The sequence below is a fragment of the Marivita sp. genome (assembly GCF_017643905.1).
Lineage (GTDB): Bacteria > Pseudomonadota > Alphaproteobacteria > Rhodobacterales > Rhodobacteraceae > Marivita.
In genome coordinates this window covers 1-18,261 of record NZ_JAEPMO010000095.1, presented here as the reverse complement: position 1 = coordinate 18,261, position 18,261 = coordinate 1, and the positions used below count along the sequence as shown (strand labels likewise).

General features: G+C 59.8%; 18 protein-coding genes, 1 tRNA gene and 1 pseudogene. 10 read left to right on the top strand and 10 right to left on the bottom strand.

Annotation, left to right across the window (positions count from 1 at the left end; genetic code table 11):
• From JJ869_RS15240 to JJ869_RS15220, 5 genes and pseudogenes are all read right to left on the bottom strand, one after another.
• Positions 1-601: pseudogene (locus tag JJ869_RS15240) on the bottom strand (VOC family protein); the annotation flags it as partial.
• A 103-nt stretch (positions 602-704) separates the two neighbouring features.
• The gene (locus JJ869_RS15235) at positions 705-1,568 is read right to left on the bottom strand and encodes an EamA family transporter (protein ID WP_292268361.1); all 864 of its coding nucleotides are present in this window, start codon (positions 1,566-1,568) and stop codon (positions 705-707) included.
• 78 nt (positions 1,569-1,646) lie between these two features.
• Positions 1,647-2,369, bottom strand: a complete 723-nt coding sequence (gene phbB / locus JJ869_RS15230; protein ID WP_292268360.1) for an acetoacetyl-CoA reductase — start codon at positions 2,367-2,369, stop codon at positions 1,647-1,649.
• Between the two features lie 157 nt (positions 2,370-2,526).
• The gene (locus JJ869_RS15225; RefSeq protein ID WP_292268359.1) at positions 2,527-3,702 is read right to left on the bottom strand and encodes an acetyl-CoA C-acetyltransferase; all 1,176 of its coding nucleotides are present in this window, start codon (positions 3,700-3,702) and stop codon (positions 2,527-2,529) included.
• 181 nt (positions 3,703-3,883) lie between these two features.
• Positions 3,884-4,711: an EAL domain-containing protein gene (locus tag JJ869_RS15220; protein ID WP_292268358.1), complete on the bottom strand. Its 828-nt coding sequence runs from the start codon at positions 4,709-4,711 to the stop codon at positions 3,884-3,886.
• A gap of 226 nt (positions 4,712-4,937) precedes the next feature.
• Between JJ869_RS15220 and rpsD the strand changes: the two genes are divergently transcribed.
• A complete protein-coding gene (rpsD, locus tag JJ869_RS15215) occupies positions 4,938-5,558 on the top strand; it encodes a 30S ribosomal protein S4 (protein ID WP_292268356.1) in 621 nt (206 codons plus the stop codon).
• A 163-nt stretch (positions 5,559-5,721) separates the two neighbouring features.
• Here rpsD and JJ869_RS15210 read toward each other — a convergent pair whose 3' ends face one another.
• Positions 5,722-5,937: a DUF1127 domain-containing protein gene (locus JJ869_RS15210; RefSeq protein WP_292268354.1), complete on the bottom strand. Its 216-nt coding sequence runs from the start codon at positions 5,935-5,937 to the stop codon at positions 5,722-5,724.
• Positions 5,938-6,155: 218 nt separating this feature from the next.
• Between JJ869_RS15210 and JJ869_RS15205 the strand changes: the two genes are divergently transcribed.
• Complete coding sequence (locus JJ869_RS15205; protein ID WP_292268353.1) at positions 6,156-7,481, top strand: NAD(P)-dependent oxidoreductase; 1,326 nt, start codon at positions 6,156-6,158, stop codon at positions 7,479-7,481.
• 16 nt (positions 7,482-7,497) lie between these two features.
• Positions 7,498-8,805 carry an NAD-dependent dihydropyrimidine dehydrogenase subunit PreA gene (preA, locus tag JJ869_RS15200; protein ID WP_292268352.1) on the top strand — a complete coding sequence of 436 codons (1,308 nt, stop codon included), beginning with the start codon at positions 7,498-7,500 and terminating at the stop codon, positions 8,803-8,805.
• A 172-nt stretch (positions 8,806-8,977) separates the two neighbouring features.
• Here preA and JJ869_RS15195 read toward each other — a convergent pair whose 3' ends face one another.
• Both JJ869_RS15195 and JJ869_RS15190 read right to left on the bottom strand, forming a co-directional pair.
• The gene (locus tag JJ869_RS15195) at positions 8,978-9,214 is read right to left on the bottom strand and encodes a hypothetical protein (protein ID WP_292268351.1); all 237 of its coding nucleotides are present in this window, start codon (positions 9,212-9,214) and stop codon (positions 8,978-8,980) included.
• 50 nt (positions 9,215-9,264) lie between these two features.
• Positions 9,265-9,879 carry a TetR family transcriptional regulator C-terminal domain-containing protein gene (locus JJ869_RS15190; RefSeq protein WP_292268349.1) on the bottom strand — a complete coding sequence of 205 codons (615 nt, stop codon included), beginning with the start codon at positions 9,877-9,879 and terminating at the stop codon, positions 9,265-9,267.
• Positions 9,880-10,065: 186 nt separating this feature from the next.
• Between JJ869_RS15190 and JJ869_RS15185 the strand changes: the two genes are divergently transcribed.
• From JJ869_RS15185 to JJ869_RS15160, 6 genes are all read left to right on the top strand, one after another.
• The gene (locus tag JJ869_RS15185) at positions 10,066-11,316 is read left to right on the top strand and encodes a Zn-dependent hydrolase (protein ID WP_292268347.1); all 1,251 of its coding nucleotides are present in this window, start codon (positions 10,066-10,068) and stop codon (positions 11,314-11,316) included.
• Between the two features lie 85 nt (positions 11,317-11,401).
• A complete protein-coding gene (gene hydA / locus JJ869_RS15180) occupies positions 11,402-12,856 on the top strand; it encodes a dihydropyrimidinase (RefSeq protein WP_292268345.1) in 1,455 nt (484 codons plus the stop codon).
• Between the two features lie 38 nt (positions 12,857-12,894).
• Positions 12,895-13,677 (top strand): ABC transporter ATP-binding protein, encoded by a 783-nt coding sequence (locus JJ869_RS15175; RefSeq protein WP_292268344.1) that lies wholly within the window; start codon positions 12,895-12,897, stop codon positions 13,675-13,677.
• A 6-nt stretch (positions 13,678-13,683) separates the two neighbouring features.
• Positions 13,684-14,616 (top strand): ABC transporter permease subunit, encoded by a 933-nt coding sequence (locus JJ869_RS15170; protein ID WP_292268342.1) that lies wholly within the window; start codon positions 13,684-13,686, stop codon positions 14,614-14,616.
• A complete protein-coding gene (locus JJ869_RS15165) occupies positions 14,613-15,464 on the top strand; it encodes an ABC transporter permease (protein WP_292268341.1) in 852 nt (283 codons plus the stop codon). The genes JJ869_RS15170 and JJ869_RS15165 overlap by 4 nt, the downstream gene beginning before the upstream one ends.
• A 29-nt stretch (positions 15,465-15,493) precedes the next feature.
• A complete protein-coding gene (locus tag JJ869_RS15160; RefSeq protein ID WP_292268340.1) occupies positions 15,494-16,480 on the top strand; it encodes an ABC transporter substrate-binding protein in 987 nt (328 codons plus the stop codon).
• 50 nt (positions 16,481-16,530) lie between these two features.
• Here JJ869_RS15160 and JJ869_RS15155 read toward each other — a convergent pair whose 3' ends face one another.
• Positions 16,531-17,553 carry a LacI family DNA-binding transcriptional regulator gene (locus tag JJ869_RS15155; protein WP_292268338.1) on the bottom strand — a complete coding sequence of 341 codons (1,023 nt, stop codon included), beginning with the start codon at positions 17,551-17,553 and terminating at the stop codon, positions 16,531-16,533.
• 130 nt (positions 17,554-17,683) lie between these two features.
• On the opposite strand from JJ869_RS15155, the gene JJ869_RS15150 reads away from it, so the two are divergent.
• Positions 17,684-17,760, top strand: a tRNA-Arg gene (locus JJ869_RS15150).
• A gap of 211 nt (positions 17,761-17,971) precedes the next feature.
• Here the strand turns inward: JJ869_RS15150 and JJ869_RS15145 are convergent.
• Positions 17,972-18,261: hypothetical protein (locus tag JJ869_RS15145; RefSeq protein WP_292268336.1), on the bottom strand; the 290-nt coding region annotated here is incomplete at its 5' end.

Genomic DNA, 18,261 nt, shown 5'->3' with positions numbered 1-18,261 from the left:
TGTCGATTACATTGGCCTCGTTGCCGCCGGGCACGTGGAAGCGTGTGACGTTCTCCTGCCGATCCAGCTCCTCGTAGCCCATGTATTGCAGCAGTTCGGCACTGGCCGCCGCATCGCGCAGGCGCATGTCCGCGCTGTGGAAGCCACGGATGGCCGCATCGGCGGGTACACCATTGTTGGTCCAAGGATCGCGCGCATCGTCCTCGGTTTCCACCAACACAAACCCGTCGCCATCCGGCCCGTCAAAGCGCAGACGGTTTTCGCCAAATGTGGCCTCGGTCTGCATGTTCTTCACATCAAACGTCGCCAGCCGCTCCTGCCAGTAGGGCAGGCTGCCCTTGGGAACGGCAAAGCCGGTGATCCCCACCTCACCCGTACCGGGCCGACCGCGCCGTGCGTTCGGGAATGGGAAATAGGTCATCACGGTGCCGGGCGTCCCGGCCTCGTCGCCGTAATAGAGGTGGTAGACTTCGGGCGCATCGAAATTGACCGTCTTCTTGATCCGGCGCAGGCCCAGTGTCTTGGTGAAGAAATCGTTGTTCGATTGTGCCCCACTTGCGATCGAGGTCACGTGATGCAGTCCGTTGATCTGGTTGATCATGTCAGGTCTCCCAAAAATCCAAATCTGTTCTTAGCGATCTATCTAACTCTAACTTTGCGCACATAAAGACACGTAGGCGCGCCATTTTTGTGCATATCCGCACCTAGGCCCGGCGCGAGGCCAGCGCCGCGATGCCTGCGCCGACGGTGATCAGCACGGCTGCCGCCACCAATTGCCAAGAGACTTGCGCAAATCCTGCCACGATCAGAACAAGGGTCGACAAGAGCGGCGCGGCATAGCTTGCCACGCCCAAAAGCTGAATGTCGCCGCGTTTTACGCCGATATCCCAAACGTAGAACGCCAGTCCCACGGGACCAAGCCCAAGGGCCAGCACCGACACCCAGCCGAACGTGCTCTGCGGCCAAACGGTCGTTTCAAACGCCAGATGCGCAGGCACAGACAGGATCGCCGTCAGCACGCAGAACACCGCAACCGCTTCGGTCGGCGTGGTGCCAAGGCGGCGCGACAAAACCGAATAGCTGCTCCAGGTCAGCGCGCAGAACCCTGCAAGGATCAAACCGGGTGTGGCCGACGCCTCAAAGCTGAAGCCATTGCGCAGGACAATGAGCGCGGCCCCGGCGAAGGACACCAGTGCGCCGACGATATGCCCCGCGCGCAATCGTTCCCCCGGCAAGAGCCCCGAAAACAGGACGATAAACAGCGGCCAGAGATACGCGATCAACCCGGCCTCGGCCGGTGGGGCCAAGCGCAAAGCGGAATAATAGAGAGCGTGATAGCCGAACAGACCCGCCGTCCCGAACGCGTAGACAGTCCACGGCACCAAGCGCAGTACCGACAGCCGACCCCGCAGCAACACCCACACAACCCCCACCGCTCCGCCGATGGCAAAGGTCAATGCGTTGAGCAGAAAGGGCGGAACCGGAGCCGACCCTGCGGTGAACAACGCCAGAAGCGCCCAAAGCAGGACGGCGACAAATCCGATGGCTGTGGCGGTGGTGCGGGTCATGCCCCCCGCTAATCCGCGCGGCAGAAAAAGAAAAGGCCCGCGCAGCAGGCGGGCCTTTCCATAAGCTGAAAGCAAGGCTCAGACGAAGAACTGCGCCCCGTTGGCCGAGATGGTCGAGCCGTTGATGAAGCCCGACTGCTCGGACGCAAGGAAAACCACGCAGCGCGCGATTTCCTCGGGTTCGCCCAAACGGCCCGCCGGGATGCCCGCGACGATCTTCTGGCGCACTTCTTCTGGGATCGCCATGACCATTTCCGTGGCGATATAGCCCGGGCAGATCGCGTTTGCGGTGATACCGGCGCGCGCGCCTTCCTGTGCCAGCGACTTGACGATGCCCAGATCGCCCGCCTTGGTCGCGGCATAGTTCACCTGACCGAACTGGCCCTTCTGACCGTTGATCGACGAAATGACGATCACGCGGCCGAACTTGCGTTCGCGCATGCCGGGCCAGACGGGGTGCACGGTGTTGAACACGCCCGTGAGGTTGGTGTCGATCACCTCTTTCCACGCCTCGGGCGTCATCTTGTGGAACGGCGCGTCGCGGGTGATGCCCGCGTTAGCGACCACGATGTCTATCGGGCCCAGATCGGCCTCGACCTGCGCGATGCCGGCCTTGGACGACTCGTAATCGGCCACGTTCCATTTGTAGGTCTTGATGCCGGTCTCAGCTGTAAAGGCGGCTGCCTTTTCATCGTTGCCGGCATAGGTGGCTGCGACGTCATAGCCTTCGGCCTTGAGTGCTTTGGAAATGGCTTCGCCGATGCCGCGGCTGCCGCCGGTGACGAGTGCTACACGTGCCATGGAAATCTCCTCTCGGGTGGTCTGTTCAAGTAAGGTTGTTATATATCCGCGCATGGATGCGCAACATTATTGCGCAATGCATGCGGGTCATTTTGTAGCGGGCCAGAAAAAAGGGGCGCACAACGGCGCCCCTGATGTGGTGGTCCAGCGTGCCGGATCAGCCCCGCTCGACGCAGAGGGCAACGCCCATGCCGCCACCGATGCACAGGGTCGCGAGACCCTTCTTGGCATCGCGGCGCTGCATTTCGAACAGCAGCGTGTTCAGAACGCGGGCGCCGGATGCGCCGATCGGGTGACCGATGGCGATCGCGCCGCCGTTGACGTTCACGATGGCCGGATCCCAGCCCATGTCCTTGTTCACGGCGCAGGCCTGCGCGGCAAAGGCTTCGTTGGCTTCGACCAGATCCAGGTCGCCAACCGACCAACCGGCTTTCTCCAGCGCCTTGCGCGAGGCATGGATCGGGCCGACACCCATGATCGCCGGGTCAAGGCCGGCGGTTGCGTAAGATGCGATGCGGGCCATCGGCGTGATGCCGCGCTTGGCCGCGTTTTCTTCGCTCATCAGCAGAACGCCTGCTGCACCGTCATTCAGGCCCGAAGCGTTGGCGGCTGTGACCGAACCGTCCTTGGTGAAGGCGGGGCGCAGTTTCTGCATTGCTTCGATGGTTGCGCCGTGGCGGATGTATTCATCCTTGTCGACCACGATGTCGCCCTTGCGGGTCTTGATGGTGAAGGCGATCACCTCGTCGTCGAACTTGCCCGCCTTCTGCGCGGCTTCGGCCTTGTTCTGCGACGCGACAGCGAACTCGTCCTGCTGTTCGCGGCTGATCTGCCATTTCTCGGCGACGTTTTCAGCCGTCTGGCCCATGTGGTAGCCGTTGAACGCGTCCCAGAGGCCGTCACGGATCATCGTGTCGATATAGGACACGTCGCCCATCTTGTGACCGGCGCGCAGATGTGCGGCATGGGGCGACAGTGTCATGTTCTCCTGACCACCGGCGCAGACGACCTCTGCATCGCCCAGCATGATGTGCTGTGCGCCCAGAGCGACGGCGCGAAGGCCCGATCCGCAGACCTGGTTGATGCCCCAGGCCGCGCTTTCCTGCGGAAGACCGGCATTGATATGCGCCTGACGCGCCGGGTTCTGACCCTGCGCCGCAGTAAGAACCTGACCGAGGATCGTCTCGGAAACGGCTTCTTTCTCGATGCCCGCGCGTTCGATCAGCGCGTTCAGCACGGCTGCGCCCAGATCATGTGCCGGTGTGTTTGCGAAAGAACCGCCGAACGAGCCAACGGCTGTCCGAGCGGCGGATGCGATAACGACGTTGGTCATGTGTCCCTCCACCAAAGTCATGGTCCAGAAGTGATTCCGTAGAGAGTATCGCGTAATTGCGCCTACAGCCCCAGACCCATTCACGCGCCCTCCTAAAGGAATGGTGGACGCTCGCATACCGGACAGGGTGTCTCAGGCCCAGTCTGCATGGCGGGGTTGACCTGACGTCATGGCGACAAAGTCAGTGCATCACCTGCTTGCCGTCGATGGGTCGCCAAGGGGGATCGACTGTCGGGGCGCCGAAATAGTAACCCTGAAGGAAATCGACGCCCAGTTGACCCAGCATATGCGCATCGGGTGCGGATTCGACAAATTCGGCCACGGTGAACATATCGAATTGCTGTGCGATGGCGATCACCGCGCGGGTCAGGACCTGATTGTCCGGATCGGTTGCAATGCCGCGAATGAACTGTCCGTCGATCTTGAGGATGTCGAACTGGAATTCCCGCAAATACCTGAGCGCTGTATAGCCTGCGCCGAAATCATCGAGTGCGAAACTGATCCCGAGCTTTTGCAGATCGCGCATGGCCTGGACCACAAGTTCGGGGACAAGCATCGCCGAGGCCTCTGTTATTTCGAGGATCAGGCGTTGTGCGACCGACGGATCCCGTGAAAGGCCCCGTTCGAGCACCTTGCGCCATTTCGGATAGCCGATGGATCGCGCCGACAGATTGATGGCAAGTCGGATGCCCGGTGTTTGTGTCAGGGTCCGCAACCCATGCTCCAACGCCAGACAATCAAGAAGCCGACCTGTTTCCCGTTCTTCGATGGCGTCGATGAATTGACCGGCGGGGATGATGCGCCCGGTTGGGTCGGTGACGCGGATCAGCCCTTCGTAGAACGCGGCCTGCCCCTGTTCCAGCGCTTGTACCACGGGTTGAAAGGCCAGCCGAACCTCCCGATGATGTACTGCGTCTTCGACAATGTGCAGGATGTTCTGATCGCGGTTATGGACAGCCATATCCAGCGGTGATGGTCCAAGTGGTCTGCGCGTGGACTTGTACGGCATGGATACCCCTTCTGATTGGTGCGAGGAGCTTCCGCCAAAGACCTTAAACAACACTTAAGACAACTGCCGAATTCCCATGTTGACTCTGTCACGCGCCGCCGTATAAGCGCGGCTTCATTGGTGTTGGTGGCCCCCGCAAGGGGATGCCTGTCATGGATTTCGATCCAAGAGGACAACGCCCTTCATAGTCGCCCTTCGGGGAGTCGTTCCAAGAAGGAGATCAGTCGTGACAAAACGCACGTCTGCCAAGTACAAAATTGACCGCCGGATGGGTGAAAACATCTGGGGCCGTCCGAAATCCCCCGTCAACCGTCGTGAGTACGGCCCCGGCCAGCATGGCCAGCGCCGCAAGGGCAAGATGTCCGACTTCGGTCTGCAGCTGCGCGCGAAGCAGAAGCTCAAGGGCTACTATGGCGATCTGACCGAAAAGCAGTTCCGCCGCATCTATGCCGAAGCAGAGCGTATGCGCGGTGACACCGGTGAACAGCTGATCGGCCTGCTCGAGCGCCGTCTGGACGCGGTTGTCTATCGCGCCAAGTTCGTCGCGACGATCTTTGCTGCACGTCAGTTCGTCAACCACGGCCACGTGACCGTCAACGGTCAGCGCGTCAACATCCCGTCCTACCGGGTGAAGGAAGGCGACGTGATCGAGGTTCGCGACAAGTCCAAGCAGATCGCGGTTGTCCTCGAAGCGACCCAACTCGCAGAGCGTGACGTGCCCGACTACATCGAGGCTGATCACTCCAAGATGAAAGCGACTTTCGTCCGCACCCCGGGTCTCAGCGATGTGCCGTACCCGGTGATGATGGAACCGAACCTCGTCATCGAATACTACGCTCAGAACTGATCCGGGCAGGCGTACGGTTCATCCGTACGCCTCAGACCAGCGATCCGTACGTTTCAAAGCCGTCCCATGGGGGCGGCTTTTTCATTGGGCGGGCTCGGAAAAAGAAAAAGGCCGCACCATATGTGCAGCCCTTTTTCCCAATCAGAATTTTGGAAAGACCTGATTACAGCCAGTAGAGATCCCGGAAGACGTGACGCACGATGTCGTCGCGACGGATGCCCTTGGCCGCCAAGGCCTCGTCGGACATCGCCTGAAGCCGTTCGACTTCACGGATACGCGAGTTCGCTTCCACAACCTGGCTCATGCCGCGAGTCAGGCCATCAAGCAGGCTGGAGAAGAAACCCGGTTTTTGGCCGTGGTAGGACTGTGTCAGTGCCATGATATGCCTCTGCAATGCTCAAAGTTTACTCATGACGATCTAAGTCGTTGAAATCGCGCTGAGTAGCTCTGCTTTGGAATACCCGCCACGCCTAAAATGCATGTCGCCGCAGTGCAGCATCAGACAAAAAGCGCGGGTTTGAAAATTTTACCAGTTGATAAAATTTTTGACCCGTGAGAGCGTTTGTCGAAAGATCAACCTGACTTCGGAGTGTGAAGATGGACGCCAGAGCTTTGAAAGAAGGGATTGTTTCGGGCCGTTTGGACGCCGACGCGCTTGACGCCGGCTTTGCCGATCTGCACGCGCCCCTGTCGGATCACGAGGCGTTGGTGGCCGCCGACCGCTGCTATTTCTGTCATGACGCGCCCTGCATCACTGCCTGCCCCACCGAAATCGACATCCCTTTGTTCATCCGCCAGATCGCCACCGGCACGCCCGAAGCGGCGGCAAAAACGATCCTGACACAGAACATTATGGGCGGTATGTGCGCCCGCGTCTGTCCGACTGAAACCCTGTGCGAAGAAGCCTGTGTGCGCGAAGCGGCCGAAGGCGAGCCGGTGCAGATCGGCCGCCTGCAACGCTACGCCACGGACACCCTGATGGCGCAGGGGGTGCATCCTTTCTCCCGGGCGGCCTCGACCGGCAAACGCATTGCCGTTGTCGGGGCCGGTCCGGCAGGGTTGGCCTGTGCGCATCGACTGGCCATGCATGGGAATGACGTTGTGGTCTTCGATGCGCGACCCAAAGCTGGTGGTCTGAACGAATACGGCATCGCCGCCTACAAAAGCACTGAGGATTTCGCGGCGCGGGAGGTCGATTGGCTGCTCCAGATCGGTGGGATCGAGATTCGCAACAACATGGCTTTGGGCCGGGATGTGGCGATGGCAGCGCTTCAAGACGAGTATGATGCGGTGTTCCTTGGCATGGGCCTTGGCGGTGTAAATGCGCTGACCGCGCCCGGAGCGGACAAAGAGGGCGTTCTGGATGCGGTGAACTTCATTGCCGATTTGCGGCAGGCGACGGACCTGAGCACCCTGCCTGTGGGTCGGGATGTTGTGGTGATTGGCGGTGGCATGACGGCTGTGGACGCCGCCGTACAATCCAAACTGCTGGGGGCGCTGAATGTGACCATCGTGTATCGCCGGGGTCGTGATCGGATGAATGCAAGCGTCTGGGAACAGGATTTGGCCGCTGCCAAAGGCGTGCGGATCATCACCAATGCGTCGCCCGTCGCGGTGCATGGCAATGGCGCTGTGCGCGAGATCGAGTTCGAATTTACCGATGACGACCTGAATCCGACCGGTCAGACCTTTCGACTTGCCGCAGATCAGGTGTTCAAGGCCATCGGTCAGACGCTGAACGGCGATGACCTGCCCGATCTCGATGGCCGCAAGATTGCCGTAACCGGACCTGGCCGCACCTCGATCACAGGTGTTTGGGCCGGGGGAGATTGCGCCGCCGGGGGCGAAGACCTGACCGTCACGGCCGTCGCCGAAGGGCGCGATGCCGCTGAGGATATTCACGCCGCGCTGATGCGCGCCTGATCCGGGAGTATTACGAATGGCTGACCTGACAACCGAATTTGTGGGCATCAAAAGCCCGAACCCGTTCTGGCTCGCCTCTGCACCGCCGACGGACAAAGAATACAACGTCCGCCGCGCCTTTGAGGCGGGGTGGGGCGGTGTCGTCTGGAAGACCTTGGGCGAGGCTGGCCCACCCATCGTGAATGTCAATGGCCCGCGCTATGGCGCGATCTGGGGCGCGGATCGGCGTTTGCTTGGCCTGAACAACATTGAGCTGATCACCGACCGACCTTTGGAAGTGAACCTGCGCGAAATCAAGGCAGTCAAACGCGACTACCCGGACCGCGCGATGGTCGTGTCGCTGATGGTGCCCTGCGAGGAAGATGCGTGGAAGGCGATCCTGCCGCTGGTGGAAGAGACCGGCGCGGATGGTGTCGAGCTCAATTTCGGCTGTCCGCACGGCATGTCCGAGCGTGGGATGGGCAGTGCCGTGGGGCAGGTGCCGGAATATATCGAGATGGTCACGCGCTGGGTGAAGCAGAACACGCGCATGCCCTGCATCGTCAAGCTGACACCAAACATCACGGATATCCGCAAACCCGCGATGGCGGCGCATGCGGGTGGCGCGGATGCCGTGAGCCTGATCAACACGATCAACTCCATCACCTCAGTCGATCTGGACCTCTTCGCGCCGGAGCCCACGATCGACGGCAAGGGCGCACATGGAGGGTACTGCGGGCCTGCGGTCAAGCCGATTGCGCTCAACATGGTGGCCGAGATTGCGCGGACACCCGAAACGCGCGGCTTGCCGATTTCCGGCATCGGCGGCGTGACCACGTGGAAAGACGCCGCTGAGTTCATGGCGCTGGGTGCGGGCAATGTTCAGGTCTGCACCGCTGCGATGACCTATGGGTTCAAGATCGTTCAGGAGATGATTTCGGGGCTATCGCAATACCTTGACGAAAAGGGTCTGAACTCAACCGCCGATCTGGTTGGACGCGCCGTGCCGAATATCAGCGATTGGCAACACCTGAACCTCAATTACGTCACCAAGGCGCGGATCAATCAGGATCTGTGTATTTCGTGCGGGCGGTGTTTCGCCGCGTGCGAAGACACCTCGCATCAGGCGATTGCCATGTCCGAGGACCGGGTGTTTACCGTCAAGGATGACGAATGTGTCGCCTGCAATCTGTGTGTGAATGTCTGTCCGGTAGAGGATTGCATCACGATGGAAGAGCTGGCGGCAGGCGCCGTCGACGAACGGACGGGGCGTCCGGTCGCGACGGAGCATGGGGATTGGACCACGCATCCGAACAATCCGGCAGTTCGGCAGGCGGCGGAGTAGAGTGAGAGCCATTTTTTTCGCATGGGGTTAACAGAATTTTATGGGGTGGCCTGAGAATCTTCGTACGAAGATTCTCGAACGCTCCCATAAAATTCTGGAGTTCTGGGCGAACGCCGAGCCGACTGTCAGCGGCCCGACCAGTCCCCGGTCGTGACGATCGACTGACCCGCCGTCAGCCGATGCGTTTGATTGGTTGAGAGTGGCACACGATCAGATAATCCGTGCCGACATCGAAAAGCTGAAACCCGCGCGCCTGCACTTCGGCGCGAAGAAGGCTCAACCCGACCTCCCTGTGGATCGCGCCTTTCTTGCGGCGCACAACACCTTTGCGCCGCACCGCATCGGCGCTGAACAATTGGTCTCTCCATGCCGGGTTGTAGGCTGTGGGCGACTCGAAGGGCGTGTTCATCAACATGCCGTCAGTGTCGGCCAGGGATGCTTAACGCTCGGTAAACGCCTCTATGGCGTGAGCACTTTCCGAAACATCATCTCGACAAACTGGTCCGCGCCCCGTGCGCGTTTGTCGTCTCCCGGCAACAGGACCGAAATCTGGGCTTCGAAATCGGCGTAATGCTGGGTGACGGCCCAGATCGAAAAGATCAGATGCGCAGGGTGCATCTCTGCGATCTTGCCGTCCTTCATCCATTTCGCAAGGATCCCGCATTGCCTGTCGAACAGCGGTTTCAGCGTGCTTTCCAGATGCGGAAGCATCCGAGGCGCCCCCTGCACGATCTCGTTGGCGAACAGACGGGACTCGCGAGGATAGAGGCGGCTCATTTCCATCTTGCGCCGGATGTAGCCGAGGATTTCCTCCAAAGGATCCCCATCCGGGTTCATCGCGTCGAGCGGGCTCAGCCATTCTTCCATCAAGGTATTGAGAAGGTCGATGTGGATCGCCTCCTTGTTCTCGTAATAGTAGATGAGGTTCGGCTTGTGCATGCCGCAGGCTTCGGCGATCTGGTCGAGCGTTGTGCCCCGGAACCCATGGGTCGAAAACAACCCGAGAGCTGCATCACGGATCCGCTTGCGGTTCTCGGTCTGGATACGACTGGGTTTTCTCGCGGTGCTCGTCACGGGCGATCCTTCTCATGCTGCATTTGCAGGCACGGAGTCGCTGCGACGGCCTGCGCTGAACTTTTCCTTCAAGAACATACCTTGACAGCTTGGGGGTGCGTTGCAATCGTAACTTTACCAAATGGTAAAAAACTTGCGCGGCTGTTGTGCCGTCATGCAAGACAGCCAGCGGCGAGGGGAACGAACATGGCAGCACCCGGAGAAAACCTGCGGATCAATGGCGACCGCCTGTGGGACAGCCTCATGGAGATGGCGAAGATCGGGCCGGGCATCGCGGGCGGCAACAACCGTCAGACGCTTACGGATGAAGATGCCGAAGGCCGCGCCTTGTTTCAGAAATGGTGCGAGGCTGCGGGCTGCACCATGGGTGTGGACGAGATCGGCAACATGTTCGCGCGCCGCGAGGGCGCGGACCCCGACGCGCTGCCGGTCTATGTGGGATCGCATCTCGATACCCAGCCAACTGGGGGCAAATATGACGGGGTCCTGGGTGTTCTGGGCGGGCTCGAGGTGATCCGCTCGCTCAATGATCTGGGGATCAAGACCAAGCATCCTATCGTGGTCACCAACTGGACCAATGAGGAAGGCACGCGCTTTGCGCCCGCCATGCTGGCCTCCGGGGTTTTCGCGGGCAAGCATGACCTGCAATGGGCCTATGACCGCGTCGATGCCAAGGGCAAATCCTTCGGCGACGAGTTGGAGCGGATCGGCTGGAAAGGCCCCGAAAAGGTCGGGGACCGCAAGATGCACGCCTTCTTCGAGCTTCATATCGAACAGGGCCCGATCCTCGAAGCCGAGGGCAAGGATATCGGCGTTGTCACCCACGGGCAGGGCCTGCGCTGGATCGAATGCACGGTGATCGGCAAGGAAAGCCATACCGGCTCGACGCCGATGCATATGCGCAAGAACGCGGGGCGGGGCCTCGCGCTGATCACCGAACTGGTGCATGAGATTGCCATGAAGAACCAGCCCAATGCGGTTGGCGCCATTGGGCATATCGACGTCTATCCTAACAGCCGGAACATCATTCCGGGTAAAGTGGTGTTCACCGTCGATATGCGGACGCACTTGCTCGACAAGCTGAACGCCATGGTGGACGAGTTCATGGAGCGTGCGCCAAAGCTCTGTGAAGAGATCGGCGTCGAGTTCGACTGCCACATAGTCGGCCAATTCGATCCGCCCGCATTTGATGAGGCATGCGTCAGTGCCATCCGGGATGCGGCGGAACGGCTGGGCTACAGCCACATGGATATTGTGTCCGGGGCCGGGCATGATGCCTGCTGGATCAACGATGTGGCCCCGACCGCGATGGTGATGTGCCCGTGCGTTGACGGGCTGTCGCACAACGAGGCGGAAGAGATTTCCAAGGAATGGGCGACGGCGGGGGCCGATGTACTGTTCCATGCGGTCGTCGAGACGGCGGAGATTGTCAGCTAAATCCGGGGCGCTGCCCCCGTCGCGCGATGCGCGACTCCCCCGAAGTATTTTTGAACCAGAGAAGATCAGGACCACGGAGTACACCATGACTACAGTCATCAAGAACGGAACGGTTGTCACAGCGGACCTGACCTATGAGGCGGATGTTCTCATTGAGAACGGGGTGATCACCGCGATTGGGCCGAACCTGAAGGGCGACACCGAACTGGACGCCACCGGATGTTATGTCATGCCCGGTGGGATCGATCCGCATACGCATCTCGAGATGCCGTTCATGGGCACCTATTCCAGCGACAATTTCGAAAGCGGGACACGGGCTGCGCTGTCGGGGGGCACCACGATGGTGGTGGACTTTGTGCTGCCCGGTCAGGGGCAGGGTTTGGTTGATGCGATGAAGGGCTGGCACAACAAGTCGACGATGGCCAATTGCGACTACTCGTTCCACATGGCGGTGACGTGGTGGGGCGAACAGGTTTTCAACGAGATGCCCACTGTGATCAACGATCACGGCATCAACACGTTCAAGCATTTCATGGCGTATAAAGGCGCGCTCATGGTCAATGACGATGAGCTGTTTGCGTCTTTCAACCGCCTCGCGGAACTGGGCGGGATCGCAATGGTCCATGCCGAGAACGGCGATGTGGTGGCGGAACTGACGGCAAAGCTTCTGGCTGAAGGAAATACCGGGCCGGAGGGGCACGCGTATTCGCGGCCGAGCCAGGTTGAAGGCGAAGCGACCAACCGCGCCATCATGATTGCCGATATGGCAGGGGTGCCGCTTTACGTCGTGCATACATCCTGCGAGGAAGCGCATGAGGCAATCCGCCGGGCCAAGATGCAGGGCAAGCGCGTCTGGGGTGAGCCGCTGATCCAGCATTTGACGCTGGATGAGAGCGAATACTTCCATGCCGATTGGGATCACGCCGCGCGGCGCGTGATGTCGCCGCCCTTCCGCAACAAGCAGCATCAGGACAGCCTTTGGGCCGGACTACAATCGGGCACGCTGTCGGTAGTGGCAACCGACCATTGCGCCTTCACGACGGAACAGAAGCGCTATGGCGTGGGTGATTTCTCGAAGATTCCCAACGGCACGGGTGGTCTTGAAGACAGGATGCCGATGCTCTGGACCCATGGCGTGGCGACCGGGCGGCTGACGCCGAACGAGTTTGTTGCCGTGACTTCGACCAATATCGCCAAGATCCTGAACTGCTACCCCAAGAAGGGTGCGGTTCTGGTGGGTGCGGATGCCGATCTGGTGGTCTGGGATCCGGAGAAGGAAAAGACGATTTCCGCCAGCACGCAGCAATCGGCCATCGACTACAACGTCTTTGAAGGACACCATGTCAAAGGTCTGCCAAGGTTTACGCTGACGCGCGGCCACGTGGCGGTCCATGACGGTGATATCCGCACTCAGGAAGGCCATGGTCAGTTCGTCAAACGGCCGGGCAATGGCACGGTAAACCGGGCACTTTCGACGTGGAAAGAATTGACCGCACCGCGCCCAGTACAGCGGACTGGGATTCCGGCGACGGGTGTTTGATGCAAGACCAAGCCAAGGCTCCGGTCGTTGACCGGAGTATGACCAAACCTGTGATTTCGGCACGATCGCTTGATCTCACCTTCCAGACCAATGACGGGCCGGTGCACGCGCTCTCCAGTGTCGATCTCGATATCGGCAAAGGCGAGTTCGTCAGCTTCATCGGACCGTCGGGATGTGGCAAGACCACTTTCCTGCGCTGCATTGCGGCGCTTGAGACGCCGACAGGCGGGACGCTGACGGTCAACGGCATGACGCCAGACGAGGCGCGGCGGGCGCGGGCCTATGGCTATGTGTTTCAGGCGGCGGGGCTTTATCCGTGGCGCACGATCGAAAAGAACATCGCGCTGCCTTTGGAGATCATGGGGTATTCGAAGGCCGAGCAGGACGAGCGGATCGCGCGGGTGCTCGACCTCGTGGAGCTGTCGAATTTCGGCAAGAAATATCCCTGGCAATTGTCCGGCGGGATGCAGCAACGCGCGTCGATTGCGCGGGCACTGGCGTTTGATGCGGATATTCTGCTGATGGACGAACCGTTCGGGGCGCTGGACGAGATCGTGCGCGATCACCTGAATGAACAGCTTTTGGAGCTTTGGGCGCGGACGGAAAAGACCATCGGGTTCGTGACCCATTCGATCCCCGAAGCGGTGTACCTTTCGACCAAGATCGTGGTGATGTCGCCCCGTCCGGGGCGGATCACCGATGTAATTGATAGCCCCCTGCCCAAGGAACGCCCGCTCGACATTCGTGACACGCCCGAGTTTCTGGCCATCGCGCATCGGGTGCGCGAAGGGCTGCGGGCGGGACATGCCTATGATGATTGACGCATCATGAGGAGCCTTCTGCCCATTCTCACGGTTCTCGCCGCGATTGCTGCGCTGTGGTATGCGGCGGTTGCGCCGATGAACATTCGCGGCGCGTTGGATGTCGCCGAACGGGCTGGCGCAGAGGTTGTCCCGGCTGAATCACGCGCGCGGTTTGACACGTCGATTTGGCGACTCATGGTCGACAACGCAGAGCATATCGGTCTTGGCTACAGCCTGGAGCGGCCGCGCCTGCCGACTCCGGTTCAGGTCGGTACGGAGCTTTGGAAAACCACCGGTGAGATGGCGTTGAACGGCAGGCCCATGTCGAAACGGTCGCTGATCTATCACGGGTGGATCACCCTGCAATCGACGCTCTGGGGCTTTGCGCTGGGCACCGTTCTGGGCATGGCGGGGGCGATTGCCATCGTCTACAGCCGGGTGGTGGACATGAGCCTGATGCCTTGGGCGATCATCAGCCAGACCATACCCATCGTGGCGCTGGCACCGATGATCATCGTGCTGTCCAGCCAGGTCGGGATCGAAGGGCGGACGGTGCCGAAGGCGATCATTTCGGCCTATTTGTGTTACTTCCCGGTGCTTGTCGGGATGGTGAAAGGGCTACGGTCGCCGGGGGCGGCGCAGCTTGATCTGTTGAGAACCTATTCCGCGTCCGGCTTGCAGGCGTTCCTGAAACTGCGGCTCCCCGCGTCGATGCCGTATCTGTTCACCTCGCTTAAGATCGGGATCGCGGCGGCATTGGTGGGGACCATCGTGGGTGAGTTGCCGACGGGCGCGATTTCGGGGCTGGGCGCGCGCATTCTGATCGGCGATCAGTTCGGCACTCCTTTGGCCATCTGGGCAGCGCTCTTTGCGGCGGCGATCCTTGCGGGCGTATTGGTGACGCTGCTGGATCTGATGCAGCGCGTAACGCTTAGGCGGATGGGGATGCAGGCATGAGTTGGCTGATCTTCGCGTTGGTGTTCTGGATCGGGGCCTGGGCGCTCAATACGTGGCTTGCCAATTCGCCATGGCGCGCTTTGCTTTTGGTGCGGGTGCTGATCCCGGTCCTGTTCGGCGTGACACTGATTGTGCTCTGGGAAGGGATCGTGCGCGGCTTTGGCGTGTCGCCGGTGATCTTGCCGGCCCCGTCGACCGTGGCGCAGACCTTTGCGGCCTCGACAGATATCCTGTGGGAGGATTTCCAGCAGACCGTTCTGAAAGGTGCGCTGTCCGGTTTTGTCATGGGCGTTCTCGCAGCGTTTGCCACGGCGATCCTGATCGACCGGTCCTCGTTCCTGACCCAAGGTCTCTTGCCCATCGGCAATTTCGTCGCGGCCCTTCCCATTGTCGGGATCGCGCCCATTCTGGTCAGCTGGTTCGGTTTCGACTGGCATTCCAAAGCAGCTGTGGTCGTGGTGATGGTGTTCTTCCCGATCCTTGTGAACACGGTGCAGGGCCTGCGGGAAACGGATGCGATGCAGCGCGATCTGATGCGCACCTACGCTGCGAGTTATTTCGACACTCTGCTCAAGCTGCGCCTGCCCGCGGCACTTCCTTTTGTGTTCAACGGGCTGAAGATCGCAACGACACTTGCATTGATCGGCGCAATCGTTGCTGAGTATTTCGGATCACCCACGCGCGGGATGGGGTTCCGAATTTCAACCGGGGTCGGCAGCCTGTCGATCGACCTCGTCTGGGCTGAAATCGCGGTGTCGGCGATGGCAGGAACCGCGTTCTACGGGCTAGTGGCCTTGGTCGAAAAACGCGTGACGTTCTGGCACCCGTCGCATCGCGGACATGGATGAACAACAAACCAAAACACGGAGGTACTACCATGAAGACGAAACTACTTGGCGCCTTGGCAGCCATCGGACTGGCTGCCCCGGCCTGGGCGGCGGACGATGTCACGCTGCAACTCAAGTGGGTCACGCAAGCCCAGTTCGCGGGTTACTACGTGGCACTCGAGAATGGCTATTACGAAGAGGCCGATCTGAACGTCACGATCAAACCGGGTGGACCGGACATCGCGCCGACGCAGGTGATTGCCGGTGGCGGTGCCGATGTGACTGTCGAATGGATGCCCGCCGCATTGGCCGCCCGCGAAAAGGGTCTTCCGCTGGTGAACATTGCGCAGCCGTTCAAAAGTTCTGGCATGATGCTCACCTGCTGGAAAGATGCCGGGATCGCAACGCCGGAGGATCTCAAGAACCGCACTCTGGGTGTCTGGTTCTTCGGCAATGAATTCCCGTTCATGTCGTGGATGAGCTCGATGGGCATTTCCACCGACGGCAAGAGCGAGAACGGTGTCGAGGTTCTCAAGCAGGGCTTCAACGTGGACCCGCTGCTGCAGCGTCAGGCCGACTGCATTTCGACCATGACCTATAACGAATACTGGCAGGTGATCGACGCGGGTGTGAGCCCGGACGACCTAGTCACCTTCAAGTATGAAGATCAGGGCGTCGCAACGCTTGAAGACGGTCTTTACGTTCTGGAAGACCGGCTGTCCGATCCGGCATTCGTCGACAAGATGCAGCGCTTTGTTGCTGCATCGATGAAGGGCTGGAAATGGGCCGAGGAAAACCCCGATGAGGCCGCGATGATCGTTCTCGAATATGACGAGACGGGCGCTCAGACCGAAACACATCAGAAGCGGATGATGGGTGAAGTGGCCAAGCTGACTGCAGGCTCGAACGGTACATTGGACCCTGCCGATTACCAGCGCACGGTGGATACGCTGTTGGCCGGTGGCTCTGATCCGGTGATCACCGCTGATCCGGGTGAGGGCGCATGGACACACGCGATTTCCGATGTCCTGAATTGATGCTGCGTGACATCGTCTGACACGGGAAGGGGCCTTTGTGGCCCCTTCTTTTATCGCCTCAGCGTGTCGCCGTAGCTGATCTTGGGTGTCAATTCGACGACTTTGGGGGTGTTCGCGTCAGGTGAATTCACCCGCTCCGAGATGATTTCGGCCGCCTTGCGTCCGATTTCGCTGCGGCACGCATCCATCGTCGCCAACTGCCGGGGGAGGCCGTCCAGCAATTCGACACCGTTAAATCCGGCTAGACCGATCTGGTTGGGTATATCGATGCCCTTTTCCAGCAACGACAACAGGCCTCCTGCCGCGATCATGTCGTTGGAATAATAGAGGAAATCCAGTTCGGGATCGCGCTTGAGCATGGCTTCGGTCATTTCCCGTCCCTTGGCGAGCGCAGATCCCCCGGAATAGAATTCCTGATCCGCAACTTCGACCCCACCTTTGGCAAGCGCGCCGGTAAACCCTTCGAACCTTTTGCGAGCGCGGTGATCAAGCGGCATCTTGGTGCCAAGGAACCCGATCCGCTGGTAGCCAGCTTTCAGGATCGCCTCCGCCATCTTACGGCCCGCGCGACGGTGCGAAATGCCGACCATCGCGTCAATTGGCGTGCCATCGACATCCATGATCTCGACCACGGGAATCCCGGATGCCTTGAGCATGGCACGCGAGGCATCGGTGTGTTCGAGCCCAGCAATGATCACGCCGGAAGGGCGCCATGACAGCATTTCGTAAAGGACGCGTTCCTCCTTTTCGGGCAGGTAGTCCGTCACGCCGACCACCGGTTGCAGTTCGGTTTCCTCGAGAACTGCACTGATCCCGGACATGACTTCGGGAAACACCATGTTCCGAAGGCTGGGAATGATCACCGCGACAAGGTTGACACGCTGGCTGGCCAAGGCTCCCGCGATCTTGTTCGGTACATAACCGAGGGACTTTGCGGCCGTCAGAACGCGTTCGCGCGTCGCGGTCGAAACATCGCCGCGATTGCGCAGGACACGACTGACTGTCATTTCGGAAACGCCGGACGCTTCTGAAACGTCGCGCAGCGTAAGAGGGCGGGTATCGTCACTGGCCAAGGGCGTCATCCTGTTCTGTCATCTTGATGTTACCGCAATCTCTTGCGCACCAGCAAGCGATTGCGGTCCTTGTGAAAAAATGACTCGAGGGATGACAAGCCGGGATAGGATCAGTATGCCTGTGGCGCGTGGTCCCGTGGCTCAACTGGATAGAGCAGCCCCCTCCTAAGGGGCAGGTTGCAGGTTCGAATCCTGCCGGGATCACCAGCCCGATAAAATGCTGCTGCCAAAAAAGGGAATGTCTGCGCAAAAGAAAGCAATAGTCTGCGCAAAACGTTGTCCAAAACGTATGTTCGGCAAGGTAAATTTTTTATATCAAGTGGTTATGGTGGCGTTGCGCGATTTGGTTGTTTCGCAATGCAGGGGGTGCCTCTGTTCTATCGTGGTTGATCGAACAATTACCGGTCATTCAATGTTGTCAGGGCTCTAGAGCATCTTGCTCTGTATCGACCAGAAAAACTGGCTCGGATTTACATAACCACGCGGCTGGTACCACGCCTTCCAACGACTCATCGGTTTTTCTTGAAACAGCCAAGTGCAAGATTAGACGCACAATCTTCCTGCAGGTTCGGCGTATTTTGTTGAAAAACTCTTCCTTGATCGAAGTCTGAACTGCTGATTCAATTCCTGAAATCGAGGGGGAGAACCGGCGATGATGGGACCGAGGCAGGAAGCACAGGCGGCGCTGTTCTATGAGTTTTCGCTGGA